The organism is Streptomyces sp. NPDC091387 (assembly GCF_044756945.1).
Classification (GTDB): domain Bacteria; phylum Actinomycetota; class Actinomycetes; order Streptomycetales; family Streptomycetaceae; genus Streptomyces.
The window spans coordinates 99,724-123,972 of the sequence record NZ_JBIVTZ010000009.1 but is presented as its reverse complement, the minus strand read 5'-3'; the positions used below and the strand labels follow the sequence as shown (position 1 = coordinate 123,972).

General features: G+C 71.3%; 23 protein-coding genes. 17 read left to right on the top strand and 6 right to left on the bottom strand.

Annotated features, from left to right (window positions below; all coding sequences use genetic code 11):
- Positions 1 to 109: 109 nt before the first annotated feature.
- Entirely contained in the window at positions 110 to 1,405 is a 1,296-nt protein-coding gene (paaK, locus tag ACIQM0_RS19895; protein ID WP_401288283.1) for a phenylacetate--CoA ligase PaaK, read from the bottom strand.
- 238 nt (positions 1,406 to 1,643) lie between these two features.
- On the opposite strand from paaK, the gene ACIQM0_RS19890 reads away from it, so the two are divergent.
- Positions 1,644 to 3,167, top strand: a complete 1,524-nt coding sequence (locus tag ACIQM0_RS19890; RefSeq protein WP_401288280.1) for an alpha/beta fold hydrolase — start codon at positions 1,644 to 1,646, stop codon at positions 3,165 to 3,167.
- A gap of 27 nt (positions 3,168 to 3,194) precedes the next feature.
- Here ACIQM0_RS19890 and ACIQM0_RS19885 read toward each other — a convergent pair whose 3' ends face one another.
- Positions 3,195 to 4,829, bottom strand: a complete 1,635-nt coding sequence (locus tag ACIQM0_RS19885; protein WP_401288277.1) for an FAD-dependent oxidoreductase — start codon at positions 4,827 to 4,829, stop codon at positions 3,195 to 3,197.
- A 264-nt stretch (positions 4,830 to 5,093) separates the two neighbouring features.
- Here ACIQM0_RS19885 and ACIQM0_RS19880 point away from each other — a divergent pair, with 264 nt between their 5' ends.
- From ACIQM0_RS19880 to ACIQM0_RS19850, 7 genes are all read left to right on the top strand, one after another.
- Positions 5,094 to 6,215: a SchA/CurD-like domain-containing protein gene (locus ACIQM0_RS19880; RefSeq protein ID WP_401288274.1), complete on the top strand. Its 1,122-nt coding sequence runs from the start codon at positions 5,094 to 5,096 to the stop codon at positions 6,213 to 6,215.
- Between the two features lie 76 nt (positions 6,216 to 6,291).
- Positions 6,292 to 6,726, top strand: a complete 435-nt coding sequence (locus tag ACIQM0_RS19875) for a cupin domain-containing protein (protein ID WP_363021907.1) — start codon at positions 6,292 to 6,294, stop codon at positions 6,724 to 6,726.
- Complete coding sequence (locus ACIQM0_RS19870) at positions 6,723 to 7,991, top strand: beta-ketoacyl-[acyl-carrier-protein] synthase family protein (protein WP_401288271.1); 1,269 nt, start codon at positions 6,723 to 6,725, stop codon at positions 7,989 to 7,991. Before ACIQM0_RS19875 ends, ACIQM0_RS19870 begins: the two co-directional genes overlap by 4 nt.
- Entirely contained in the window at positions 7,988 to 9,238 is a 1,251-nt protein-coding gene (locus ACIQM0_RS19865) for a ketosynthase chain-length factor (RefSeq protein ID WP_401288269.1), read from the top strand. Before ACIQM0_RS19870 ends, ACIQM0_RS19865 begins: the two co-directional genes overlap by 4 nt.
- 40 nt (positions 9,239 to 9,278) lie before the next feature.
- Positions 9,279 to 9,536 carry an acyl carrier protein gene (locus ACIQM0_RS19860; protein ID WP_401288266.1) on the top strand — a complete coding sequence of 86 codons (258 nt, stop codon included), beginning with the start codon at positions 9,279 to 9,281 and terminating at the stop codon, positions 9,534 to 9,536.
- A 1-nt stretch (position 9,537) separates the two neighbouring features.
- Positions 9,538 to 10,017: an SRPBCC family protein gene (locus ACIQM0_RS19855; RefSeq protein WP_363021913.1), complete on the top strand. Its 480-nt coding sequence runs from the start codon at positions 9,538 to 9,540 to the stop codon at positions 10,015 to 10,017.
- A 76-nt stretch (positions 10,018 to 10,093) separates the two neighbouring features.
- The gene (locus ACIQM0_RS19850; RefSeq protein WP_362959280.1) at positions 10,094 to 10,426 is read left to right on the top strand and encodes a TcmI family type II polyketide cyclase; all 333 of its coding nucleotides are present in this window, start codon (positions 10,094 to 10,096) and stop codon (positions 10,424 to 10,426) included.
- 73 nt (positions 10,427 to 10,499) lie between these two features.
- Here ACIQM0_RS19850 and ACIQM0_RS19845 read toward each other — a convergent pair whose 3' ends face one another.
- The 3 genes from ACIQM0_RS19845 to ACIQM0_RS19835 form a co-directional block, all read right to left on the bottom strand.
- The gene (locus ACIQM0_RS19845) at positions 10,500 to 11,567 is read right to left on the bottom strand and encodes a methyltransferase (RefSeq protein WP_401288261.1); all 1,068 of its coding nucleotides are present in this window, start codon (positions 11,565 to 11,567) and stop codon (positions 10,500 to 10,502) included.
- A 35-nt stretch (positions 11,568 to 11,602) separates the two neighbouring features.
- Positions 11,603 to 12,676 carry a nitrous oxide reductase family maturation protein NosD gene (locus ACIQM0_RS19840; RefSeq protein ID WP_401288259.1) on the bottom strand — a complete coding sequence of 358 codons (1,074 nt, stop codon included), beginning with the start codon at positions 12,674 to 12,676 and terminating at the stop codon, positions 11,603 to 11,605.
- Between the two features lie 158 nt (positions 12,677 to 12,834).
- The gene (locus ACIQM0_RS19835; RefSeq protein ID WP_401288256.1) at positions 12,835 to 14,463 is read right to left on the bottom strand and encodes an acyl-CoA synthetase; all 1,629 of its coding nucleotides are present in this window, start codon (positions 14,461 to 14,463) and stop codon (positions 12,835 to 12,837) included.
- A 234-nt stretch (positions 14,464 to 14,697) separates the two neighbouring features.
- Here ACIQM0_RS19835 and ACIQM0_RS19830 point away from each other — a divergent pair, with 234 nt between their 5' ends.
- The 9 genes from ACIQM0_RS19830 (at position 14,698) to ACIQM0_RS19790 (ending at position 21,714) form a co-directional block, all read left to right on the top strand.
- Complete coding sequence (locus tag ACIQM0_RS19830) at positions 14,698 to 15,498, top strand: crotonase/enoyl-CoA hydratase family protein (protein WP_363021919.1); 801 nt, start codon at positions 14,698 to 14,700, stop codon at positions 15,496 to 15,498.
- A gap of 15 nt (positions 15,499 to 15,513) precedes the next feature.
- Positions 15,514 to 16,464, top strand: a complete 951-nt coding sequence (locus ACIQM0_RS19825; RefSeq protein ID WP_401288253.1) for a Zn-ribbon domain-containing OB-fold protein — start codon at positions 15,514 to 15,516, stop codon at positions 16,462 to 16,464.
- Positions 16,465 to 17,517, top strand: coding sequence for a thiolase domain-containing protein (locus ACIQM0_RS19820; protein ID WP_363021923.1), 1,053 nt, complete (start codon positions 16,465 to 16,467; stop codon positions 17,515 to 17,517).
- Entirely contained in the window at positions 17,510 to 18,676 is a 1,167-nt protein-coding gene (locus ACIQM0_RS19815) for a thiolase domain-containing protein (RefSeq protein WP_363021924.1), read from the top strand. The genes ACIQM0_RS19820 and ACIQM0_RS19815 overlap by 8 nt, the downstream gene beginning before the upstream one ends.
- A complete protein-coding gene (locus tag ACIQM0_RS19810) occupies positions 18,643 to 19,059 on the top strand; it encodes a CGNR zinc finger domain-containing protein (protein WP_401288250.1) in 417 nt (138 codons plus the stop codon). The genes ACIQM0_RS19815 and ACIQM0_RS19810 overlap by 34 nt, the downstream gene beginning before the upstream one ends.
- Before the next feature lie 14 nt (positions 19,060 to 19,073).
- Entirely contained in the window at positions 19,074 to 19,481 is a 408-nt protein-coding gene (locus ACIQM0_RS19805) for an ACT domain-containing protein (protein WP_401288247.1), read from the top strand.
- Positions 19,482 to 19,618: 137 nt separating this feature from the next.
- A complete protein-coding gene (locus ACIQM0_RS19800) occupies positions 19,619 to 20,119 on the top strand; it encodes a hypothetical protein (protein WP_401288244.1) in 501 nt (166 codons plus the stop codon).
- Between the two features lie 276 nt (positions 20,120 to 20,395).
- Positions 20,396 to 20,587: a glycoside hydrolase N-terminal domain-containing protein gene (locus tag ACIQM0_RS19795; protein ID WP_401288242.1), complete on the top strand. Its 192-nt coding sequence runs from the start codon at positions 20,396 to 20,398 to the stop codon at positions 20,585 to 20,587.
- Positions 20,554 to 21,714 carry a glycosyl hydrolase family 95 catalytic domain-containing protein gene (locus tag ACIQM0_RS19790; RefSeq protein ID WP_401288240.1) on the top strand — a complete coding sequence of 387 codons (1,161 nt, stop codon included), beginning with the start codon at positions 20,554 to 20,556 and terminating at the stop codon, positions 21,712 to 21,714. The genes ACIQM0_RS19795 and ACIQM0_RS19790 overlap by 34 nt, the downstream gene beginning before the upstream one ends.
- Here the strand turns inward: ACIQM0_RS19790 and ACIQM0_RS19785 are convergent.
- Positions 21,690 to 23,903, bottom strand: coding sequence for a germacradienol/geosmin synthase (locus ACIQM0_RS19785; protein WP_401288238.1), 2,214 nt, complete (start codon positions 23,901 to 23,903; stop codon positions 21,690 to 21,692). The genes ACIQM0_RS19790 and ACIQM0_RS19785 overlap by 25 nt on opposite strands.
- Positions 23,904 to 24,249 lie beyond the last annotated feature (346 nt).

The window sequence follows — 24,249 nt, the reverse complement described above, 5'->3', positions numbered from 1 at the left end:
GGCGCGGGCCGGACAATCCCCCTGCGGGCCGTCGCCACATCGACGCATACTGCCACAGCAACCACGGGGGGCCCATGGCACGTTGCACCGGAACTTCCGGGGCCCCCGGTCAACTGCCCGGCCGGTCCCGCTCGTCCATGATCCGCCTGAACTTGCCGACCGACCTCTCCAGCGTCTCCGGGTCGAGGATCTCCACCCCGACCGAGACCCCGATCCCGTCCTTGACGGCCGCGGCGACCGACGCGGCGGCGGCCGCCCGCTGCCCCGGTGTCGCCCCCGCCCGCGCCTCCGCCCGCACCGTCAGCACGTCGAGGCGGCCCTCGCGGGTCAGCCGCAGCTGGAAGTGCGGCGACACCGCCGGCGTACGGAGCACGATCTCCTCGATCTGGGTCGGGAAGAGGTTCACCCCGCGCAGGATCACCAGGTCGTCGCTCCGCCCGGTGACCTTCTCCATCCGCCGGAAGACCCGTGCCGTCCCCGGCAGCAGCCGGGTCAGGTCCCGGGTCCGGTAGCGGATCACCGGCATGGCCTCCTTGGTGAGCGAGGTGAACACCAGCTCGCCCTCCGCGCCCTCGGGCAGCACCTCGCCGGTGAACGGGTCGACCACCTCCGGATAGAAGTGGTCCTCCCAGATGTGCAGCCCGTCCTTCGTCTCCACGCACTCCTGGGCGACACCCGGCCCCATCACCTCGGACAGCCCGTAGATGTCGACCGCGTCGATCGCGAACCGCTCCTCGATCTCGCGCCGCATCTCCTGCGTCCACGGCTCGGCGCCGAAGATCCCCGTCCTCAGCGACGTCGTCCGCGGATCGACGCCCTGCCGCTCGAACTCGTCCAGGAGCGTCAGCATGTACGACGGCGTCACCATGATGATGTCGGGCCGGAAGTCCTGGATCAGCTGGACCTGCCGGGCCGTCATGCCGCCGGACGCGGGAATGACCGTGCAGCCGAGCCGTTCCGCCCCGTAGTGTGCGCCGAGCCCGCCGGTGAACAGCCCGTATCCGTAGGCGACATGGACTTTCTGTCCCGGGCGGCCGCCCGCTGCCCGGATCGAGCGGGCGACCACGTCCGCCCAGGTGTCCAGATCGCCCTGCGTGTAGCCGACGACGGTCGGGCGGCCCGTCGTGCCGCTTGAGGCGTGGATCCTGCGCACCTGCTCCTCGGGCACCGCGAACATCCCGAACGGATAGTTGTCCCGCAGATCGGCCTTGGTGGTGAACGGGAACCGGGCGAGATCGGCGAGCGAGCGGCAGTCGTCAGGGAGCAGCCCCGCCCGGTCGAACGCCGCTCTGTAGTGGCCGACATGGGCGTAGGCGTGGTGCAGGGTCGCCCGCAGCCGTTCGAGCTGGAGCGCCCGCAGCTCCTCGCGGTCCATCCCTTCCGCCGCGTCCAGCAGAGCCGTCATGCGGATCTCCCTCTTCCGTGCGCCGTGCAGACGACCGATCATTCGGTCGTTCCTCCCGGGAGCAGTAATTCAGGATCTTCGGCCCGCTGGCAAGAGGTGGGACGCGACGCATGTCGCGCGACCGCGTCCGAACCGGCCGGACCGCCGCGCCGTACCGGTCAGCGGCCGTGCCCGTACCGCGGATACGCTCGTACCGAACAGGGCCGCATCACGAGGTCGGCCCTGTTTGGATGGTTCCATGCCGACTTTCCACACGTACGACGGAACCGAGCTCGCTTACCACATCGAGGGGCAGGGCACCCCCCTGATCTGCCTGCCGGGCGGGGCCATGCGGGCCAGTGCCTATCTCGGACGCCTGGGCGGACTCGACGACCGGCGGCAGCTGGTGCTGCTCGACCTGCGGGGCACCGGGGACTCCGCGGTACCGGACGACCCCGCCACCTACCGCTGCGACCGGATGGTCGACGACGTCGAGGCACTGCGCGAACACCTGGGGCTGGAACACATCGACCTCCTCGCCCACTCGGCCGCGGGCGACCTCGCCGCGCTCTACGCCGCGCGGTACCCACGGGCGCTGCGCAGCCTGCTCCTCATCGCACCCGGAACACGCGCCGCCGGATTCGGGTTCGCCGAACGCGAGGCCCGGGAGGCCGCCGAGCTGCGCCGCACGGAACCGTGGTACGAGGAAGCGCTCCCGGCCCTGGAGGAGATCTGGGCGGGACGCCTCACGGACGAACTCCGTTCTGCCGCACGGCCGTTCCTCTACGGACGCTGGGACGACGCCGCGCAGGACCACGCCGCGTCGTCCTCGGCGCAGATCAACGCCCTTGCCGCCCAGGGCTATTACGGGCAGGGCGCGTTCGATGCGGCCACGACGGTCGCCGCCCTGCGCGAACTGCCCGCCCCGGTGCTCGTCCTCGCCGGAGAGTACGACGGTGTGACGACCCCCGACCGCGCCGCCGAACTGGCCGCGCTCTTCCCGAACGCCGAGTTCGCCGTACAGCGCGGCGCCGGACACTTCCCGTGGCTCGACGACCCGGGGGCCTTCACCCGTACCGTCACCGCCTTCCTGGACCCGGACGTGCACAGCGTGCAGGCCGGCGGGATACGGCTCGCCTACCGGGTGTGGGGAGACCCGTCCGCGCCGCCGGTCGTCCTGGTCCACGGACGCTGCGGCGACAGCCGCACCTGGACATCGATCGCCGCGGAGCTGGCAGCCCAACACCGCGTGTACGCCTTCGACTTCCGCGGCCACGGACTCAGCGACTGGCCGGGCCGCTACTCCTTCGAGCTGTTCCGCGACGATCTGCACGCGTTCCTGGAGGCCCGCAACCTCTCCGGCGCCACGGTCGTCGGGCACTCCATGGGCGGCGCCGCGGCCTGCCTGCTCGCTGCGCGGCAGCCCGGACTCATCGGCCGGCTCGTCCTGGAGGAGGCCCCGCCGCCCTTCCCCCTCGACCCGCCCCGCGGCCCCGCCGAACGCCCCGAAGGGGAGCTCGACTTCGACTGGCCCGTGGTGCCGGCCATCAACGCCCAGCTCAACGACCCCGATCCGGCGAGCCGTGAACGCCTCGGCGGCATCACCGCGCCCACCCTGGTCATCGGAGGCGGTCCGAGCAGCCAGATCGACCAGGAGGACCTCGCCCGGGCGGCCCGGTGGATCCCCGGCTGCACGCTCGTCACCATCGACGCCGGCCATCTCGTGCACACCGAACGGCCGGAGGAGTACCTCGCGGCCCTCCGGTCGTTCGGCCTGGCCTGACGGCGCGGCACAGGGCCGCCCGCCGCGTCAGCCCCGGCGCAGCAGCGACACCATGACGTCGAGCAGCGTCGCCTCCGCGTCCTCGACGCCCGACTCCGAGCGCCAGGCGACGAACCCGTCGGGGCGGACCAGCACAGCGCCCTCGGCGCTCGTTCCGTGCGCCCCGGCCCAGTCGGCACCGGCCTCCGGCTCCAGATCGCCGCCGGGACCGGTGCCGATGCCGAACGCGTCCAGACGCACGCCCAGTTGGTCACCGACCCGCGCCGCCGCCCGCCGCCACGCCACGTCCGCGCCATCGGCGAGCAGCACGAACGACCGCTCGTAGAGATCCAGGGTGGAGATCCGCTCACCCGCCCGTCGGACCCACAAGTGCGGTGCGCGGCTGCCCGGTTCCCCCGTCAGCTGCATCCCCTGCGGCACCACCGGCTGATCCGGGGCGACGCCCAGCACCGCGCCGTCCACGTAGCGGTAGCCCAGCGCCACGTTCAGCATTCCGCCGCGCTTGCCGCCGCCCACGGTCGGCGGCGGCGCGTACCCGGGGTGGCTGTGCTCGCCGGAACGCGCCGAGGCCCGCTCGCTCGTCGCCCGCGCCACCGGCAGCCGCTCCGCCCCGTACGTGTCCAGCAGACCCGGCCCCGCCTCGCCGCGCAGCACGGCGGCGAGCTTCCACGCCAGGTTGTGCGCGTCCTGGATGCCGGTGTTGGAGCCGAACGCCCCGGTGGGCGACATCTCGTGCGCCGAGTCACCGGCGAGGAACACCCGGCCCCGTGAGTAGCGGTCCGCCACCCGCTCCGCCGCGTGCCACGGCGCCTTTCCGGTGATCTCCACGTCGATGTCCGGGTCGCCGACCGCCTTGCGGATGTGCTCGGCGCACCGCTCGTCCGTGAAGTCCTCCAGCGTCTCGCCCCGGTCGGGCTGCCACGGGGCGTGGAACACCCACTGCTCCACGTTGTCCACCGGCAGCAGGGCGCCGTCCGCCTCCGGACCCGTCAGGTAGCACACGATGAAGCGCCGGTCACCGAGCACCTCGGCGAGCCGGCGGGAACGGAAGGTGATACTCACGTTGTGGAACAGGTCTCCGGCCCCCGAACGGCCGATGCGCAGCTGCTCGCGGACCGGGCTGCGCGGGCCGTCGGCGGCGATGAGATAGTCCGCCCGCACCGTGGTGTGCTCCCCGGTCTCCCGGTTCTTCAGGACCGCCCCGACCCCTGAGCCGTCCGGGTCGAACGAGAGCAGCTCGGTGGAGAACCGCAGGTCGCCGCCCTGCTCCCGGGCCCGGTCCAGCAGCACCGGCTCCAGGTCGTTCTGGCTGCACAGGCACCAGCCCGTCGGACTGAAGCGGGCCAGGGCGCCCCCCGGGTCGATCTCCTTGAACAGCCACTCCTGGTCGTCACCGGTCAGCGACCCGGCCTGCAGGATGCCGTGATTCTCCGCCAGCACCGACGCGGCCGCCCGGATCCGCTCCTCCACCCCCGCCCGGCGGAAGACCTCCATCGTGCGCACGTTGTTGCCGCGACCGCGTGGGTGTGTCGAGGTGGCGGCGTGCTTCTCGACCAGCAGATGCTCGACGCCGAGCCGACCGAGAAAAAGGGACGCGGACAGGCCCACCAGGGAGCCGCCCACGATGAGGACCGGTACATGGAGGTCGACGTTCTCATTCATCAGTTGCTCCAGCTCGGACGCCGTACAGATGCAATGTCCATGCCCTGGTGCGAGCGGTTCGGACGCCCGCTCACCTGAACGGTTCATAAATCTCGCGTCAGGCGGACCAGCGTTTCACGATCGGTGACGGAGACGACGCCCGCGGTCCGGGCGGACCGTGCGCATCCGCCGGGAGACTCCCCGCTCCGATCCGACTCGACAGCCACCGGTTACCCAGCGAACCGGAAGGCCGGGCCGCCCCACCGTCTCGAAGGAGTTCGCAAGATGACCACCACCCTCTCGGAACGGACCTCCCAGTCCGCCTTCGACGGATCAAGGCTGCGGGTCATCCTGCTGCTTGACCTGCACGACGGCGCCCAGAAGCAGTTCCTGGAGGCCTACGAGCACATGCGCAACCAGGTGGCCTCCATCCCCGGCCACATCAGCGACCAGCTGTGCCAGTCCATCGAGAACCCGTCCCAGTGGCTCATCACCAGCGAGTGGGAGAGCGCGCCGCCCTTCCTCGCCTGGGTCAACAGCGAGGACCACGTCGCCACCGTCCAGCCCCTGCACAGCTGCGTGCGCGACACCCGGTCGCTGCGCTTCAGCGTCCTGCGGGAGACCGGCGCCGCCTTCGAGGAGAGCTTCGCGCCGCTCAAGGGCGGCCTCCAGTCCGCGCCCCGCCTCGGCGACGGAGTGGTGCGCCACGCGCTGACCTTCACGGTCCGGCCGGGCACCGAGGAGATCGTCGCGAAGCTCCTCGCCGAGTACGACTCCCCGAAGGCGCGGGTCGACGAGCACACCCGGCTGCGCCGCACCTCGCTGTTCATGCACGGCAATCGGGTGGTGCGCGCGGTCGAGGTCGAGGGCGACCTCCTCGCGGCCCTGCGCCACGTCTCCCGGCAGCCGGAGGTCCGGGCCGTCGAGGAGGCGATCAACCCGTACCTGGAGCAGGACCGCGACCTGTCCGACCCCGACTCCGCCCGGATGTTCTTCACCCGGGCGGCGCTGCCCACCGTCCACCACGTGACGACGGGCCGTCACCCCGACCGGGACCTCAAGCGCCACGCGTTGTTCTACCAGGCCAAGGAGGGCTGCGGCATGGCCCTGGCCCGGCTGCTGGCGGAGCACGACGAGGAGGAGGCCGACGACGCCGGCAGCCCCATCGACAGCAGCACGATCTTCCAGCGCGACGACATCGTCGTCCGCCTCCTGGAGGTGGACGGACCGCTCGACGCACAGCCCGACCGCTCGCTCGGCATCCACGGCCCCGGCAAGGCCGCCAGGCTCGCCCGACTCCTCGACGGGGAGGCGAACGCCGTGCCGACCAGCGACCAGGACGCCGCGCGCTTCCTCGCCCGCGCCGAGATGCACCTGATCACCGACCGCCGGGCCGCGGAGTCCTGAACCGCGGATCGGCACCCCGGGGGGTTCTCGCCCGACCCGTCGACACCACGCGCAACGCGCCAGGAGGAAAACAGTCATGACCATGCACCGGCCACGCATCGTGGACCTCAGCGAAACCCAGCCCAACCGCAGGCGCGGAGGTGACCTGCGCGCTCTGCTCACCCCCACGGCGGTGGGCGCCACCAGCGGCTTCATGGGGCTGGCCATTGTTCAGCCCGGAGACCGCATCGGCGAGCACTACCACCCGTACTCGGAGGAGTTCGTGTACGTCGTGAACGGGCTCCTGGAGGTCGACCTGGACGGTGAACCGCACGCGATGCGGCCCGACCAGGGGCTGCTCATCCCCCCGAACGTCCGGCACCGTTTCCGCAACGTCGGCGACATCGAGGCGCGCATGGTCTTCCACCTGGGGCCGCTCGCCCCCCGCCCGGAGCTCGGCCACGTCGACACCGAGCACACCGAATGCGCCGAGCGGGGCGCGCCGCCAGAACGAACCGAGGCAGCATCATGACCCGGCGCGTGGCGGTCACCGGTGTCGGGGTCGTCGCGCCGGGCGGGATCGGCACACGGGCCTTCTGGGACCTCCTCGCCAACGGCCGCACGGCGACACGTGGCATCACGCTCTTCGACCCGGCGGGCTTCCGGTCCCGGATCGCGGCCGAGTGCGACTTCGACCCGGCCGCGTACGGACTGGACGAGGAGGAGGTGGCCCGCGCGGACCGGTACGTCCAGTTCGCGATGGTCGCCGCCCGCGAGGCACTCGCCGACGCGGGCCTGGACCAGGAGCGCACCGACCCCTGGCGGATGGGTGTCTCGCTCGGCACCGCGGTCGGCGGAACCACCCGGCTGGAGCACGACTACGTCGCCGTCAGCGGCAGCGGCGCACGCTGGGACGTCGACCACCGCCCGGCCGGGCCGCATCTGGAGCGGGCCTTCTCACCCAGTTCGCTGGCCTCCGCCGTCGCCGAGCAGGTGGGGGCGCACGGTCCGGTGCAGACCGTCTCGACGGGCTGCACCTCTGGCCTCGACGCGATCGGCTACGCCTTCCACTCCATCGAGGAAGGCCGCGTCGACGTCTGCATCGCCGGGGCGTCGGACTCCCCGATCACCCCGATCACGGTGGCGTGCTTCGACGCGATCAAGGCGACCTCGGCCAACAACGAGGACCCGGAACACGCCTCCCGGCCCTTCGACTCCCGCCGCGACGGGTTCGTGATGGGTGAGGGCGGCGCCGTGCTCGTCCTGGAGGAGCTGGAGCACGCCCGCGCCCGCGGGGCGACGGTGTACTGCGAGATCGCGGGCTACGCGACCTTCGGCAACGCCTACCACATGACCGGCCTGACCCCGGAGGGCCTGGAGATGGCCGAGGCCATCAACCGGGCGCTCGGCCACGCCGGGATCGCCGCCTCTGACATCGACTACGTCAACGCGCACGGCTCGGGCACCAAGCAGAACGACCGGCACGAGACCGCCGCGGTGAAGCGGGCCCTCGGCGCGCACGCCCACGACGTACCGATGAGCTCCATCAAGTCGATGGTCGGCCACTCCCTCGGGGCGATCGGGGCGATAGAGATCGCGGCCTGCGTACTCGCGCTGGTCCACCAGACGGTCCCGCCGACGGCGAACTACGAGTCCCCGGACCCCGAGTGCGACCTCGACTACGTCCCGCGCACCGCACGCCAGCTGAAGCTGCGCAGCGTCCTGTCCGTAGGCAGCGGCTTCGGTGGCTTCCAGTCCGCGGTGGCCCTGACCAGAACCGGTGGGAGGACACCATGAGAACCCGAGAGGACCGGCGCACCGTCGTCACCGGCATCGGCGTCGTCGCCCCCAACGGCACGAACGCCGGGACCTTCTGGAAGCGGACGCAGGAGGGCATGAGCGTGCTCGACCGCGTCACCCGCGAAGGGTGCGAGCAGCTGCCGCTGCACATCGCGGGCGAGGTCAGGGGCTTCGACCCGGTCAGCCTGATCGAGGAGCGCTACCTCGTCCAGACCGACCGGTTCACGCACTTCGCGATGGCCGCGGCCGACATGGCCCTGGACGACGCCCGGCTGGGCCGCGCGGACTACGAGGACGCGCCGTTCAGCGTGGGCGTGGTGACCGCCGCGGGCTCCGGCGGCGGCGAGTTCGGCCAGCGCGAGCTGCAACGGCTGTGGGGCCAGGGTTCCAAGTACGTCGGCCCCTACCAGTCGATCGCCTGGTTCTACGCCGCGAGCACCGGCCAGATCTCCATCCGCGGCGGCTTCAAGGGGCCGTGCGCGGTGGTGGCCAGCGACGAGGCCGGCGGCCTGGACGCACTGGCCCACGCCGCCCGGTCCGTCCGGCGCGGCACCCAGGCGGTGGTGGTCGGCGCGGCGGAGGCCCCGCTCGCGCCCTACTCCGTCGTCTGCCAGCTCGGCTACCGGGACCTGAGCACCGGCGAGGACCCGACGCGCGCCTACCGCCCGTTCACCAAGGACGCCTGCGGATTCGTGCCCGCGGAGGGCGGCGCGATGTTCGTGGTCGAGGAGGAGAACGCGGCCCGGGAGCGCGGCGCCCGGGTCAGGGCCGAGATCGCCGGTCACGCCGCCACCTTCACCACCGCGATGCGCTGGGAGGAGTCCCGCGAGGGGCTCGCCCACGCGATCGAGGGTGCGCTGCGGGAGGCCGGCTGTGCGCCCGAGGAGATCGACGTGGTCTTCGCGGACGCCCTCGGCGTACCCGCCGCGGACCGGGCCGAGGCGCTGGCGCTGGCCGACGCGCTCGGCCCGCACGGCAGGCGGGTACCGGTGACCGCGCCCAAGACGGGCATCGGACGGGCGTACTGCGGTGCGCCCGTACTGGACACGGCCGCTGCCGTGCTCGCCATGGAGAACGGTCTGATCCCGCCCACGCCCAACGTCTTCGAGGTGTGCCACGACCTCGATGTCGTCACCGGACGGGCCCGCACCGCCGAACTGCGGACGGCGCTCGTGCTCAGCCGCGGCCTCATGGGCTCGAACGCGGCGATGGTGCTGCGGCACCCCGCCGGCCGCGGCGCGTGAGCGCCCCACCGACACCCCTCGTGAGAAGGAGAAGTCCCTCATGACCGACCGACTGACCTACGACGAACTCGCCGTGCTGATGAAGAAGGGCGCCGGACTGACCGTCGACCCCCGGGACATGGAGGACCGCCCCGGCACCGCCTTCGACGAGTTCGGCCTCGACTCGCTGGGCCTCCTCGGCATCGTCGGCGTACTGGAGAACCGGCACGGACAGCCGCTGCCGGCCGAAGCCGACCGGTGCAAGACGCCCCGTGAGTTCCTCGACCTCGTCAACAACAGCCTCGTGACAGGAGCCTGACGTGTCCGGACACACCGAGAACGAGATCGTCATCGCCGCCCCCCTGGACCTCGTCTGGGACATGACCAACGACCTCGCGAACTGGCCCGACCTGTTCAGTGAGTACGCCGCGGTCGAGATCATCGAGCGCGACGGCGAGCGGACCACCTTCCGCCTGACCATGCATCCCGACGACAACGACAAGGTGTGGAGCTGGGTCTCGGAGCGCACCACGGACCGGCCCGGCCGCACCGTGCGGGCCCGTCGCGTCGAGCCGGGCCCGTTCCAGCACATGGACATCCACTGGGAGTACTCAGAGGTCCCCGGTGGCACCCGCATGCACTGGACGCAGGACTTCGCGATGCGCCCGGACGCCCCGGTCGACGACGCCTGGATGACCGACAACATCAACCGCAACTCGCGCGTCCAGATGGAGCTCATCCGGGACAAGATCGAGCAGCGCGACCGTGAGCGCCGTTCGGCGTCCGTCACGGCCGGCTGACGCCCCCTCCGCCGACGGTCCGGCCACCCGGCCTCCCGGCCGGGTCCCGGGCCCGGTACCAGAAAGGCACCCCCCGATGCACCACGCCCTGATCGTCGCCCGGATGGCGCCGGAGTCGGCGCCGGACATCGCCGAACTGTTCGCCGCCTCCGACAGCAGCGAGCTGCCGCACCTGGTCGGCGTCACCCGGCGCAAGCTGTTCCAGTTCGGCGACGTCTACCTGCACATGATCGAGTCAGAGCGCCCGCCGGGTCCGGAGATCGCTAAGGTGACCGAGCACCCGGAGTTCAGGGGTCTCAGCGACCGGCTCACCGCCTTCATCAGCCCGTACGACCCGCAGACCTGGCGGGGGCCGAAGGACGCGATGGCCCAGGAGTTCTACCGCTGGGAGCGCGACACCTCCGCGTGACGACGACGATCGCCCCGGGTCCGGCCTTTCGGCCGGACCCGGGGCGATTCGCGTGCCGCCCGGGACAGGGAGGTCAGTCCGGGACCACGCACTCGAACGCGTGGAGGTAGGGGTTGACCGGCCGGATCTCTCCGATCAGCAGCCCGGCCTCCGACAGCCGGTCGACCAGGCTCTGCCGGGTGTGCTTGGCACCGCCGACGTTGAGGAGCAGCAGCAGGTCCATGGCGGTGGTGAACCGCATCGAGGGGGTGTCGTCGACGAGGTTCTCGATGACGACGAGCCGGGCCCCCGGACGCGCCGCGGCGACGACGCTCCGCAACGCCCGGCGGGTGCTGTCGTCGTCCCACTCCAGGATGTTCTTGATGATGTAGAGATCGGCCGCCACCGGGATGCCCTCACGGCAGTCCCCGGACACGATGGCCGCCCGGCCGGCGAGCGAGCCGCCGTCCCGCAGCCGTTCGTCGGCCCGCGCCACCACCCCCGGCAGATCCATCAGGGTGCCGCTCACCGACGGGTGCTTCTCCAGCAGGCTCGCCAGTACGTGCCCCTGGCCGCCGCCGATGTCGGCGACCGAGGACACCCCGGTGAGGTCGAGGAGCGCGGCGACGTCCAGCGCGGACTGCACGCTGGACGTCGTCATGGCCCGGTTGAACACCTGGGCCGACTCGTGGGCGTCCTGGTGGAGGTAGTCGAAGAACTCCTTGCCGTGGACGTCCTCGAAGACGTTGCCGCCGGAGCGCACCGCGTCGTCCAGCCGGGGCCAGACGTCCCAGGTCCAGGGCTCGGTGCACCACAGCGAGATGTACCGGAGGCTGTTCGGGTCGTCCTCGCGCAGCAGCCGCGACATCTCGGTGTGGGCGAACGCGCCGTCCGCGGTCTCGGTGAAGACGCCGTAGCAGGACAGGGCGCGCAGCAGCCGCCGCAGCGGCTCGGGTTCGGCCTTCACCACCGCGGCCAGCTCGGCGGCGGTGGCGGGCGTCTCGCCCAGCGCGTCGGCGACACCGAGCCGGGCCGCGGCACGCACGGCCGCGGCGCAGGCGGCGCCGAACACGATCTCGCGCAGCCGCATCGCGGGCTGCGGGCCGGCCACGGGCCGGAGGGGAGTGCCGGCGGGGGTGGGGGTGGTACTCACGGTGGTCATGCCGTCTCGCTTCTCCTCGTACGGGGGTGCAACGGTCAGCACATTCCGGCCGGTGCGGATGTCGTGCAGACGTTGCCGGTGAAGTCGTTGCCCGTGCCGGTGTCCTCGTCGGCCAGGTCGGCCGGCTGGTTGCCCGTGACCACGTTGCCGCTGATGGTGTTGTCGGTGTTCTTCGCTCCGACGAAGCTCTTGAACAGCACGACGCCGCCCGAGAGCGGTGTGGTGCCCACGTTGTCGCGGATCACGTTGGACCGCACCTGGGTGGTCTCGGTGCCGGTGAGGACGATTCCGGAGCCCTGGATCGCGGGCAGCCGGTCGGTTGCGGCGCAGAACTTGTTGTTCCCGGTGATCCGGTTGGACCGGATGGTCATGGCGCCGGCCTTCGGCGTCCCCTCGTCGCCCACGACGAACACGCCGCTGCAGTTGGCGGTGAAGGTGTTGTCGCTGACGGTCAGATTCCGCACGCGCCGCGCGGTGAACCCGATCCGGTTGTCGGTCAGTGTGTTGCCCCGGACCCGGGTGCCCAGGGTGTCGGTGGCGCCGCCCTCCTCGTCGATACTGTTGGCGACGAAGATGCCCGCGTCGCCGTTGGAGCGGGCGGTGTTGTCGCGGATGTCGGACCGGGTGGAGCGCTGCTGGGCGATGCCCCAGGTGCCGTTGGACCCGGCGGTCACCCCCCGGACCTCCAGCCCGTCGGTCCAGGAGGCCCAGACGCCGTTCGAGGCGAACCCCGTGACGGTCAGGGACCGGACGGACACGTTGTCCACGGTGTGCTGGGCCGTCCCCAGGACACAGATGCCGTTCCCGGCCTTCGCGCACGCGTTGTCCGGCTGTGCGCGGCTCGTGCCCGGCACGATGACCGTACGGTCACCGGAGCCGCGCAGGGTCAGGCCGGGCGTGCTGATCAGCACGCTCTCGCGGTAGGTGCCGGGCCGGACGACGATGGTGTCACCGGGCTGTGCGGCGTCCACCGCTGCCTGGATCGACTGGCCCGGATACACCACATGGCCGCCGGCGGCAGTGGCCGACGCGGACGGCACGGCCATGCCCAGTCCGGCGGCCGAGACGGCCGCGATGCTCACGAGACATGTCAAGTGTCGTTTCCTCATGAGCCGAAGCTATGGGCGATCACCCCCCGATGCCACGCAGGGTGAGCGGTTGAGTACGGGACGTGCCCGAATGGCTTACGCCGCCGCCCGTGCCCCGCGTCCGCCATGGACGCGGGGCCGCGCACTCGGGTGATTCGGTGCCGGGCCCGTACAAGCCGTCAGGCGTCGGCCGGACGCGCGGGCGCGACGACCGAGCGGGCCCACCGGTAGTCGGCCTTGCCGCTGGGGGAGCGCCGGATCTGCGGGGCGATCACCAGGTGCCGCGGGATCTTGTAGCCGGCCAGCCGTGACCGGCAGTGTGCCTGGATGTCGTCGAGCGAGGGGGCCTCCGCGCCCTCGCGCAGCTGCACCACGGCGGCGACCTGGCTGCCCCAGCGCGCGTCGGGCGCACCGGCGACCAGCGCGTCGTACACGTCCGGATGGGCCTTGAGCGCCTGCTCGACCTCCTCCGGGTACACCTTCTCGCCCCCGGTGTTGATGCACTGCGAACCCCGGCCGAGCACCGTGACGATGCCGTCGGCGTCGACCGTCGCCATGTCGCCGAGCAGCACCCACCGCTCCTCGCCCTTGCGGAAGAACGTCTCCGCGGTCTTGCGCGGGTCGTTGTAATAGCCGAGCGGCACATGGCCGCGCTGCGCGATCCGCCCCGGCACGCCCGGCTCCACCGGCTCGTACGTCGCCGGGTCGACGACCGCCGTACGTGAGTTCATCCGCAGCCGGAAGCCGTTCTCCGGCCCGGAGTCGGCCGTCGCGGTGCCGTTGAAACCCGACTCGGAGGAGCCGAAGTTGTTCAGCAGCATCACCGTGGGCACCAGTGCCTGGAACTCCGCCCGGACCGAGTCCGACATCACCGCGCCCGAGCTGGAGACGGAGAACATCGACGAGCAGTCGGTGCCCTTCAGCGGCCCGTTCAGTGCGTCGATCAGCGGGCGCAGCATCGCGTCGCCGACCAGCGACACGCTGGTGACCTTCTCCTTCTCGATCGTGCGAAGCACCTCGTGCGGTACGAACTTGCGGTGCACCACGACCCGCTGCCCGAAGTTGAAGCCGATGAACGCCGTGAGCGTCGAGGTGCCGTGCATCAGCGGGGGAGTGGGGAAGAAGGTGATGCCGTCCCCGCCCGCGGCCACCCGCTCGGCCAGCTCCTGCGGGGTCTTCACCGGCTCGCCGGTCGGCGCGCCGCCGCCGAGGCCGGAGAAGAAGAGGTCCTCCTGGCGCCACATCACCCCCTTGGGCATGCCCGTGGTGCCGCCCGTGTAGATGATGAACTGGTCGTCGGGTGAGCGGGGTGCGAAGCCGCGCCCCGGGTCCCCGGCGGCCTCGGCCGCCGCGAACGCGACGGCGTCCGGGCCCGGTGCCCCCTTCGCGTGAGCGCCCACCCGGACGAGATGGCGGAGCTTCGGCGCCTGCGGCGCGGCGGCCGCGACGCGTTCGTCGAACTCGGCGTCGAAGACGAGCGCCGCCAGGTCCGCGTCCCGGTAGAGGTAGACCAGCTCTTCCTCCACGTACCGGTAGTTGACGTTGACCGGCACGATGCGCGCCTTCAGGCAGGCCAGGACTGTCTGGAGGTACTCGACGCCGTTGTACAGGTGCAGGCCCAGGTGCTCGCCGGGACCGATCCCGGCCTCGATCAGGTGATGCGCGACGCGGTTCGCGGCGGCGTCGAGCTCCGCGTAGGTGAGCCTGCGCTCGGCGCCCGTCCCGGGATGATCGAGGTAGACGAGCGCCTCGCGTTCCGGGACAGCGTCGACGACCGATTCGAACAGGTCGGCAAGGTTGTACTCCACCGTTCCTCCTGACCCCGGTTGCTGAGTGGCTCGGCGTCATTAGAGCGCCGACCGCCACAAGTGGGAAGGGGGCCCGTGAAGAAAACTGACTACCTGTCAGAAAACTATTGAACTGCCTCCCCAACTACTGCAACCTGTTCTAGGTCGTGTTCGAGGAGTCCGTCCGTCTCGCGTTGTCCGGGCGGCCGACGCTGCTTCTCGGACACTCCCCAGCCTTGAGACGGGAGACGGACCATGGGTGGTACGGAACACCTCACCGTGCGGCGCGAAGGCGCCACACTGGTGCTCACCTTGAACAGGCCGGAGAGCAAGAACGCGCTCTCGCTGCCGATGCTGGTCGGCCTGTACGACGGCTGGCTGGCCGCCGACGCGGACGAGGAGATCCGCTCCGTCGTCCTCACCGGCGCGGGCGGCTGCTTCTGCGCCGGCATGGACCTCAAGGCCCTCGCCGGGGACGGCATGGACGGCGAGCAGTACCGGGACCGGATGACGGCCGACCCCGACCTGCACTGGAAGGCCATGCTGCGCCACCACCGCCCCCGCAAACCGGTCATCGCCGCCGTCGAGGGGCACTGCGTGGCGGGCGGCACCGAGATACTCCAGGGCACTGACATCCGCATCGCCGGCGAGAGCGCCACCTTCGGCCTCTTCGAGGTCAGGCGCGGCCTCTTCCCCATCGGCGGCTCGACCGTACGGCTGCCCCGCCAGATCGCCAGGACCCACGCACTCGAGATGCTCCTCACCGGCCGTCCGTACGACGCCGCGGAAGCGGCCCGGATCGGACTGATCGGCCGGGTCGTCCCCGACGGCACCGCTCTGGAAGCGGCCCTCGCCGTGGCCGAACAGATCAACGCCTGCGGCCCGCTCGCCGTCGAAGAGGTCAAGGCGTCGGTGTACGAGACCGCGGAGATGACGGAGACCGAGGGCCTCGCCGCCGAACTGAAACGCGGCTGGCCCGTCTTCGCCACCGCCGACGCCAAGGAGGGCGCCCGCGCCTTCGCCGAGAAGCGCCCGCCCGTCTACCGGCGAGCCTGAATCAAGGAGGCAACCGTGCCCGAAGTCCTCAGCGCACCGCTGGTGGTCGAATTCCCCTTCACCCGCTCTCTCGGCCCGGTCCAGAGCGCCTTCCTCACCGGACTGCGCGAACGCACCGTGCTCGGCGTACGGACCGGCGACGGCAGGGTGTTGGTCCCGCCCGTCGAGTACGACCCCGTCACCGCGGAGGAGATCCACGACCTGGTGGAGGTCGCCGCCGCCGGCACGGTCACCACCTGGGCCTGGAACCCGCGGCCCCGCCGCGACCAGCCCCTGGACACCCCCTTCGCCTGGGTGCTCGTACGGCTCGACGGAGCCGACACCGCACTCCTGCACGTCCTGGACGCGCCCGGACCCGAAGCCGTCCGCACCGGAATGCGCGTCCGCGTCCGCTGGGCCGCGACCCGCACCGGTGCCATCACGGACATCGCCTGCTTCGAACCGTACGCGGGTGAAGCCGGTGAACCCGGCGAACCCGTGCCGCACAACGGCGAGTTCACCGAACCGGTCACCGGCATCGTCACCCCCGCCCGCCTCGACTACACCTACAGCCCGGGCCGCGCCCAGAGCGCCTACCTCGAAGCGCTGGAGAGCCGACGCGTCGTCGGCGAGCGCTGCCCGTCCTGCCGCAAGGTGTACGTCCCGCCCCGCGGCGCCTGCCCCACCTGCGGCGTCGCCACCGACGAACGGGTCGAGGTCGGACCGCGCGGCACGGTCACCACCTACTGCGTCGTCAACATCAAGGCGAAGAACCTCGACATCGAGGTTCCCTACGTCTACGCGCACATCGCCCTGGACGGCGCCGACCTCGCCCTGCACGCACGGATCGGCGGCATCCCGTACGACCAGGTGCGGATGGGCCTGCGCGTCGAGCCCGTATGGACCGAGGGCAGCCGCCATCCCGACCACTACCGGCCGACCGGCGAACCGGACGCCGACTACGACGCGTACAAGGAGCTGGTCTAGATGCGGGACGTAGCGATCGTCGCCTTCGCCCAGACCGACCACCTGCGGCGCACCGACGAACTCTCCGAAGTCGAGATGCTGATGCCCGTCCTGCACCAGGTCCTCGACGCGACCGGCCTCAGGACCAGCGACATCGGCTTCACCTGCTCGGGCTCCAGCGACTACCTCGCGGGCCGCGCCTTCTCCTTCACGATGGCGCTCGACGGCGTGGGAGCGCACCCGCCGATCTCCGAGTCCCACGTGGAGATGGACGGGGCCTGGGCCCTGTACGAGGCCTGGGTGAAGATCCAGACCGGCGAGGCCGACACCGCACTCGTCTACGCGTACGGGAAGTCCTCGCCCGGCCAGGTGCGCGACGTCCTCACCCGGCAGCTCGACCCGTACTACACCGCACCGCTGTGGCCCGACTCCGTCGCGCTCGCCGCGCTCCAGGCCCAGGCGCTCATCGACGCGGGCGACACCGACGAGGCCGCGCTCGCGGCCATCGCCACCCGCAGCCGCGAGGCCGCGTCGGACAACCCGCACGCCCAGCTCAGCGGTTCCGTGCCGGCCGGCGACTACCTCGTGCGGCCGCTGCGCACCGGCGACTGCCCGCCCATCGGCGACGGCGCCGCCGCCGTCGTCCTCGCCGCCGGGGACACCGCGCGGGCGCTGTGCGAGCGGCCCGCCTGGATCCGCGGCATCGACCACCGCATCGAGGCCCACGGTCTCGGGGTGCGCGAGCTGACCGAGTCACCGTCGACCCGGCTCGCCGCCGAACGGGCCGGGGTCTTCGAACGGCCCGTCGACACCGCCGAGCTGCACGCCCCGTTCAGCTCCCAGGAAGTGGTGCTGCGCAAGGCGCTCGGCCTCGGCGACGAGGTCAGCGTCAACCCGTCCGGCGGCGCGCTCGCCGCGAACCCGCTCATGGCCGCCGGGCTGATCCGCCTCGGCGAGGCCGCCGCCCGCATCCACCGCGGTGAGTCCGACCGGGCGCTCGCCCACGCCACGTCGGGCCCCTGCCTCCAGCAGAACCTGGTCGCCGTCCTCGAAGGGGAGAGCACCCATGCCTAAGGAGCCCGTGGCCGTCGTCGGCATCGGCCAGACCAAGCACGTCGCCGCCCGCCACGACGTCTCGCTCGCCGGACTCGTCCGCGAGGCCGCCGTGGCCGCCCTCCGGGACGCCGGCCTGACCTGGGCGGACATCGACGCCGTGGTCATCGGAAAGGCCCCCGACTTCTTCGAGGGCGTGATGATGCCGGAGCTCTACCTCGCCGATGCCCTCGGCGCGGTCGGCAAACCGATGCTGCGGGTCCACACCGCGGGATCGGTCGGCGGCTCGACGGCACTCGTCGCCGCGAACCTCGTGGCCGCACGCGTGCACCGCACCGTGCTCACCCTCGCCTTCGAGAAGCAGTCGGAGTCCAACGCGATGTGGGGCCTCTCGCTGCCCATCCCGTTCCAGCAGCCGCTGCTGGCCGGCGCGGGCGGATTCTTCGCCCCGCACGTGCGCGCCTACATGCGGCGCACCGGGGCGCCCGACACCGTCGGCTCCCTCGTCGCCTACAAGGACCGGCGCAACGCGCTGAAGAACCCGTACGCGCACATCCACGACCCGGACATCACCCTGGAGAAGGTCCAGTCCGCACCGATGCTCTGGGACCCCATCCGCTACTCGGAGACCTGCCCGTCCTCCGACGGGGCCTGCGCGATGATCCTCACCGACCGCACCGGCGCGGACCGTTCACCGCACCCGCCCGCCTGGGTGCACGGGGGCGCGATGCGCAGCGAACCGACCCTCTTCGCGGGCAAGGACTTCGTCTCGCCGCAGGCCGGCAAGGACTGCGCGGCCGACGTCTACCGGCAGGCCGGGATCAGCGACCCGCGCCGGGAGATCGACGCGGTCGAGATGTACGTCCCGTTCTCCTGGTACGAGCCGATGTGGCTGGAGAACCTCGGCTTCGCGGACGAGGGCGAGGGCTGGAAGCTCACCGAGGCCGGAGTCACCGAACTCGACGGCGACCTGCCGGTGAACCCCTCGGGCGGGGTGCTCTCCACCAATCCCATCGGCGCCTCCGGAATGATCCGCTTCGCGGAGGCCGCCCTCCAGGTGCGGGGACAGGCGGGGGAGCACCAGGTGGACGGCGCGCGCCGGGCGCTCGGCCACGCCTACGGCGGCGGGGCGCAGTTCTTCTCGATGTGGCTGGTCGGGGCCGAACCGCCCACGCGCTGACCGCACCCCTTCCCGGACGGACCGCACCACCGCGCCCCGCGGCCTGTCCGGGAAGGAACGCCGGCGATGACCGGGCCGGCCCGGCCCGGTCATCGCCGGCGTTCCTTCCCGCCGCGCCGCGCCTGGAGTGGCCGCAGGACGGCGAACCCGTCGCCCGCGACCACCCGGCCGGGGGTTGTGCCGCGGACGCGCTCCCCGCCGCGCTCGCCCGCGCCGTCATCGGATTCCTGGCCGGCCCCGACCGTACGGCCCTGCGCGCCTGCCACGCCCCCCGCTGCGTGCGCTACTTCGTCAAGGAGCACCCGCGCCAGGAGTGGTGCAAGCCCTCCTGCGGCAACCGCGCCCGTGTCGCCCGCCATCACGAGCGACACCGCACGCCATAGGTAGCGTGGCGGGTGTGACCGCCGAGAGTGATCTTCGAACCCTGCTGAGCGACCTGCGCCCGGAGCTGCACCGCGGCCGCTACGTCTTCGCGACCGTGACCGACGGTGTGGTGCCCGCCGGAGTCGCCCCCGTCGTCACGGTCAGTGAGGCCGAGGGGCTCACGCTGGTGCTCCTTGAGGCACAGGCCGTGGCGGCCGGACTGGACCACTCCTATCCGGCGGGGTGGATCACCCTCCGTGTGCACTCCTCGCTGGACGCCGTGGGGCTGACCGCGGCGGTCGCCCTCGCCCTCACGGACGCGGGGATCAGCTGCAACGTGGTGGCCGGATTCCACCATGACCACCTCTTCGTCCCGCACGGCCGGGCCGCCGAGGCCGTCGCGGTGCTGGGGGCGCTGGCCTCGGAGTCGGACGCGGGGTGACAGGATGCGCTGGACCGGCCTCCCCGGCGGCGTCCGCGCACTCGGCCCGGGGCAGCGGGACATCCGGGCGGGCGTGTGCCTCCGGTGCCGTCCGGGCCCGGCTCCGCGACGTGAGCCCGGCCACGTAACATGTCCGCATGTCCTTCCTCCGCCGCCGTAGCGCCGCCACACCCGCGGGCCCCGACTTCGACGTCCTGGCCATGGACCCGGGGGACTGGCCCGGAAACCTCGGCGCCGGTCTGCTGCCCGCCCCCGACGGGAGCTGTCAGGGCGTCTTCCTCCGTTACGACCTGTTCGGCGGCCGCGGCCCCGCGATGATCATCGGCAACCTCCCGGAGGGTTCGCCCGCCCGCGAGACCGAGGAGGGCCAGGTCCCCTTCGAGGTGGCCCAGCTGCTGCTCGCGCTGGAGAACGACGAGCCGGTCGAGGTCACCGGGACCGAGGACATGCCCGTGATGCAGGGCGACAACCTGCTGATCGTCCGCCGCGTCAAGCTCTCCGAGAGCCGGATCGCCTGTGTCCAGTTCGACCGCAGCGACGGCGTGCTCGTCACCATCGCCAGCTGGGACCGCCCGATCACCGACGATCTGTACACCCTCCTGAAGCCGCTGCCCGCGGAACTCTTCCAGCAGAGCTGAGTCCGCACTCGCGGGCCCGTCGCGCGGCCCGCGCCGTCCGGTCCTTTGACGGCACTTCCGTCCAGGTACACACGGCCTCCGTCCGAGAGGCTGTTCTGTCATGCGTCTTGTCCTGGCAGTCATCGGACCTCTAGCGTCGTCGGGCATGACATCCGGGGTGACGCGACGCACCACAGTGACGACAATGATCGGCGCAACAGGGGCTCTGGCACTCGGAGTTCCCGCTCTCGCCGGTACGGCAGCGGCAGTCGGAGCACGTCCGATGAATCCGCCAAGGTGAGAGGCAAGGAGGAGCTACCGAACCCGGTCCTCCACTACCTCGCACCCGCCGCCGACTGGGAGAGCGAATCCCTGCCCATCGGGGGCGGGGCCCTCGGCGCGAGCGTCCACGGCGCGCTCGCCACCGAACGTCTCACCCTCAACGAGAAAACCCTGTGGTCCGGCGGACCCGGCTCGGCCGGCGGGTAGGGCGGCACGGTCACCGCCGGCGCCGACGGCAGCCTCACCGTCGTCGGCGCCGACAGCGCCTGGTTCTTCCTCGCCGCGGGCACCGACTGCGCCGACACCTATCCCGCCTACCGGGGCGACGATCCGCACGACGCGGTCACCGCGGCTTCACCGGTGTCCACGACTACTCCACCTCGTTCTGGTTCCCCGAGGCCGCAGCGTGGCTCACCCAGCAGATGTACGAGCACTACCGGTTCAACGGCTCCACCGCCTATCTGCGCTCCACCGCCTACCCGGCGATGAAGGAAGCCGCCGAATTCTGGCTGGCCAACCTGCGCACCGACCCGCGTGACGGGCTCCTCGTCGTCACCCCGAGCTACTCGCCCGAGCACGGGGACTTCACCGCCGGTGCCGCGATGTCCCAGCAGATCGTCCACGACCTCCTCACCAACACCCTGGAGGCCGCCCGCACCCTCGGTGACGCGGCAGGCTTCCGCGGCAGGCTGGAGACCGCCCTGGACCAGCTCGATCCCGGCCTGCGGACCGGCTCCTGGGGCCAGCTCCAGGAGTGGAAGGCCGACCGGGACGACCTGGCCGACGACCACCGCCACGTCTCCCACCTCTTCGGTCTCCACCCCGGCCGGCAGATCGAGGCCGGGAGCGGCTGGGCCGAAGAGGCCAAGGTCTCCCTCGGCGCCCGTGGCGACGGCGGAACCGGCTGGTCCAAGGCCTGGAAGAGCAACTTCTGGGCGCGGCTGCGCGACGGCGACCACGCCCACAAAATGCTCTCCGAGCAGCTCAGGAACTCCACCCTGCCCAACCTCTGGGACACCCACCCGCCGTTCCGGATCGACGGGAACTTCGGTGCCGCGTCGGGCGTCGCGGAGATGCTGCTGCAGAGCCGGCACGACACCGTCGAGATCCTCCCCGCCCTCCCGGCCGGCTGGCCGGACGGATCGGTACGCGGCCTGCGCGCCCGGGGCGGATTCACCGTCGACATCGAATGGGCCGCGGGGACGGCCCGCCGTGTGGTGATCACGGCGAGCCGCACCCGCGAGGTGACCGTCAGAGGCACCCCGTTCACCAGCGGCGAGAAGACCTTCAGAGCGAGTGCCGGACAGAGCTACACACTGACCCCCGAGAGCTGAGCGAAGAGCGAGGTCACCCGAGCCGCAGAGGTACCGGGCCCCGTGGGACCACTCAGGTGCCACGGGGCCGCCGTGCCCTGCCGCAGATCCTCCTCGCGGTAGCGCCGGCAGCCCCGGTGCCAGATCAGGATGCCCGCGATCCAGTGCTTCAACTCCTGCACATAGCCGGCGAGGATCTCCCGCTGCTCGTCGTCCAGGTCGAAGTCGTCGTACAGCACCGGGAGTTCATGCTCGGCGACATGCAGGAACTGCCGCAGGCGCGACTTCATCAGGTCGTAGACGAGCCGCATCCCGGTCGGATAGTCGACCCCGAAGAAGTTCTGCACCACCAGGACGCCGTTGTGCACCTCACCCTCGTACTCGATCTCCTTCTGGTACGAGAACAGGTCGTTGAGCAGCGCCGCGTAGTCCGCCGCGGCGTTCTCCAGGGAGCGCAGCGGGCCGCTGTCGTAGATCTCCGCAGGAACCTTCCTGCCATGCGCGAGCCGGCACAGGCTCATCGTCAGATCCGAACCGAAGGTCATGCGCCGCATCTCGACGTAGTCCACCGGGTCGGGGATCCGGTTCTGCGCCTGGTTCGCCAGCTCCCACACCCAGCTCGCCGTCATGTCCTCGATGCACGTACGGAAGGCGCGCCGGCCGCTGTCGTCCAGGGGCGCCGCCGTGCGCTCCCACAGATCGGCCAGCCCGCGCTCCAGCGCGTTGACCGGCTCGGGCACCGCCGTGCCGTCCAGCGGCATGAACTGCGAGAGACGCGCGTTGGCCGTCTTGGCCCCCGAGAGGTCACGGGCCCGCCCGTGCACCACCGGGAACCAGTCGTCGCCGTAGGTCCCCCAGGCCAGCCACTGCGAGGACAGATCGAGCTCGTCCGGGGTGGCGTCAGGGTGGATCCCGGCCGCGCACAGCGGAAGGTCGATCGCCAGCAGCCGTGCCTCGTCCCAGATGTGCGAGCCAGGCACCCCTGGCTGCGCCTCCAGGATGCCCACGCGGGACGACCACTCGACGAGCCGCAGCCGGGCCCCGTCCAGATGCGGACTGAGCGTCGTGCCGAACGGCAGGTCGAAGTCGGGCAGCAGGGACGGCCCGACGTGCTGGTAGGGCAGATAGGTGAGGCTTCGCAGCCTGGCCGACTCCGAACGGGGAGTGAACCGGATCGACGCGGCCGCCATCCCGAAGCCCGGCGTCGCCCGTTCGGCCCCTCCGCCGTTCATGTAGCGGCTGGAGCGCATGTGCCACTCATGGCCGCCGGACTGCCAGTCCTGGAGGCCCTTGATGTAGGCCAGGACCGTCGCGGTCTGCGCGGGATCCAGCCCCTTCTCGGCGCAGAGCGGGCCGAGTTCGGTCAGCGCGGTGTTCTCGAACTGCTGAAGCCGCGACGTCAGGAGATCGTTCACCGCCTCTGCGGCCTCCTGCGTCGAACAGCCCAGGAAGTGCTCAAGGACCAGTACACCGTTGCTGTTCTCGCCCTCGTCCTCGACCTCACGCTGGTACGAGAAGAGGTCGTTGCGCAGATGGACACCGTCGGAGAAGGCGTCCCGCAGCACGCGCAGCGCCCGTTCGCCGGCCACCGCGTCGGGCACCTCGGCGCCGGCCGCGTACTCGACCAGTCCCGCCGACCACGGGGCACCGCCCACTTTGCGGCGCATCTCGATGTACTCGACGGGGTTCGCGATGCGGCCCTCGTTGATGTTCGAGAGCTCCCACAGCGACTCGTTGAGCAGGTTCTTCGTCGACTCGGCGAACCGCACCCGCCAGGCGTCGGACATGCCCGGCACGGTCCGCGCCCACAGGTCGGCCAGCCCCGCCTCCACCGGGTTCGTCGGCTCGGGCGTCGGGGTGCCGCGCTCCATCGGCATGAAGGCGGGCAGCCGGTCCAGATACCGTTTGCCGCCCTCCCGGTCCGGGGTGCGCTTGAACAGCTCGAGGAAGTGGTCGTCGAAGAAGAAGACCCAGACATACCAGTCGGTCACCAGCGACAACGCCTCGGCCGAGCAGTCCGGGTGGGTGTACGCGCACAGGAGCGCGTAGTCGTGGGAGTCGAGGTCCTTCTCCTCCCAGATGCCCGATCCCTCCAGCATCCCTATGGCCCGTGCCCACACTTTGGTGTGCTGTCGGGCCTCCTCGACATGAGGATTGAGCCGCGCCGGATACGGAACATAGAAGTCCGGCAGGGTGAAGGGCTGAGCCATGTGCGTCCGGCCTTTCCGAGAGCCTTCGCGTGAGCGTCACGCGGTTCGGTCGTGTCCGCGCGAGCACTACCCTTCGGCCGTTCGGGGCACACACAACGGCGATTAGTCACACAAGAAGTGCGCTCGTTCGAGGGATGATCCGCCTTTCGCCGGCAAGCCGGCCGCTCCGTAAAACTCAGGTAACGCGGCACTGCCAGAAAGGCGTTGCCCATTTACCCTTCGCAGGTCAGCGGCCCTGCCACTGGTCTGGTCCACTGGCTCGACCCGCGGCCCCCGCCGCGCTCTTGACGTGCTCTCGCCTCAGGTCACAGAGTGTGCGCGCACAACGGAACAGAGAGATCGGAAC

Excerpts from the sequence above, each read along its gene's own strand:
- ACIQM0_RS19870 (WP_401288271.1), top strand. The coding sequence starts at position 6,723 with ATGACCCGGCGCGTGGCGGTCACCGGTGTCGGGGTCGTCGCGCCGGGC.
- ACIQM0_RS19830 (WP_363021919.1), top strand. The coding sequence starts at position 14,698 with ATGGGTGGTACGGAACACCTCACCGTGCGGCGCGAAGGCGCCACACTG.
- ACIQM0_RS19845 (WP_401288261.1), bottom strand. The coding sequence starts at position 11,567 with ATGACCACCGTGAGTACCACCCCCACCCCCGCCGGCACTCCCCTCCGG.
- ACIQM0_RS19860 (WP_401288266.1), top strand. The coding sequence starts at position 9,279 with ATGACCGACCGACTGACCTACGACGAACTCGCCGTGCTGATGAAGAAG.
- ACIQM0_RS19890 (WP_401288280.1), top strand. The coding sequence starts at position 1,644 with ATGCCGACTTTCCACACGTACGACGGAACCGAGCTCGCTTACCACATC.
- ACIQM0_RS19785 (WP_401288238.1), bottom strand. The coding sequence starts at position 23,903 with ATGGCTCAGCCCTTCACCCTGCCGGACTTCTATGTTCCGTATCCGGCG.
- ACIQM0_RS19850 (WP_362959280.1), top strand. The coding sequence starts at position 10,094 with ATGCACCACGCCCTGATCGTCGCCCGGATGGCGCCGGAGTCGGCGCCG.
- ACIQM0_RS19875 (WP_363021907.1), top strand. The coding sequence starts at position 6,292 with ATGACCATGCACCGGCCACGCATCGTGGACCTCAGCGAAACCCAGCCC.
- ACIQM0_RS19840 (WP_401288259.1), bottom strand. The coding sequence starts at position 12,676 with ATGAGGAAACGACACTTGACATGTCTCGTGAGCATCGCGGCCGTCTCG.
- paaK (WP_401288283.1), bottom strand. The coding sequence starts at position 1,405 with ATGACGGCTCTGCTGGACGCGGCGGAAGGGATGGACCGCGAGGAGCTG.
- ACIQM0_RS19820 (WP_363021923.1), top strand. The coding sequence starts at position 16,465 with ATGCGGGACGTAGCGATCGTCGCCTTCGCCCAGACCGACCACCTGCGG.
- ACIQM0_RS19815 (WP_363021924.1), top strand. The coding sequence starts at position 17,510 with ATGCCTAAGGAGCCCGTGGCCGTCGTCGGCATCGGCCAGACCAAGCAC.
- ACIQM0_RS19885 (WP_401288277.1), bottom strand. The coding sequence starts at position 4,829 with ATGAATGAGAACGTCGACCTCCATGTACCGGTCCTCATCGTGGGCGGC.
- ACIQM0_RS19880 (WP_401288274.1), top strand. The coding sequence starts at position 5,094 with ATGACCACCACCCTCTCGGAACGGACCTCCCAGTCCGCCTTCGACGGA.
- ACIQM0_RS19800 (WP_401288244.1), top strand. The coding sequence starts at position 19,619 with ATGTCCTTCCTCCGCCGCCGTAGCGCCGCCACACCCGCGGGCCCCGAC.
- ACIQM0_RS19865 (WP_401288269.1), top strand. The coding sequence starts at position 7,988 with ATGAGAACCCGAGAGGACCGGCGCACCGTCGTCACCGGCATCGGCGTC.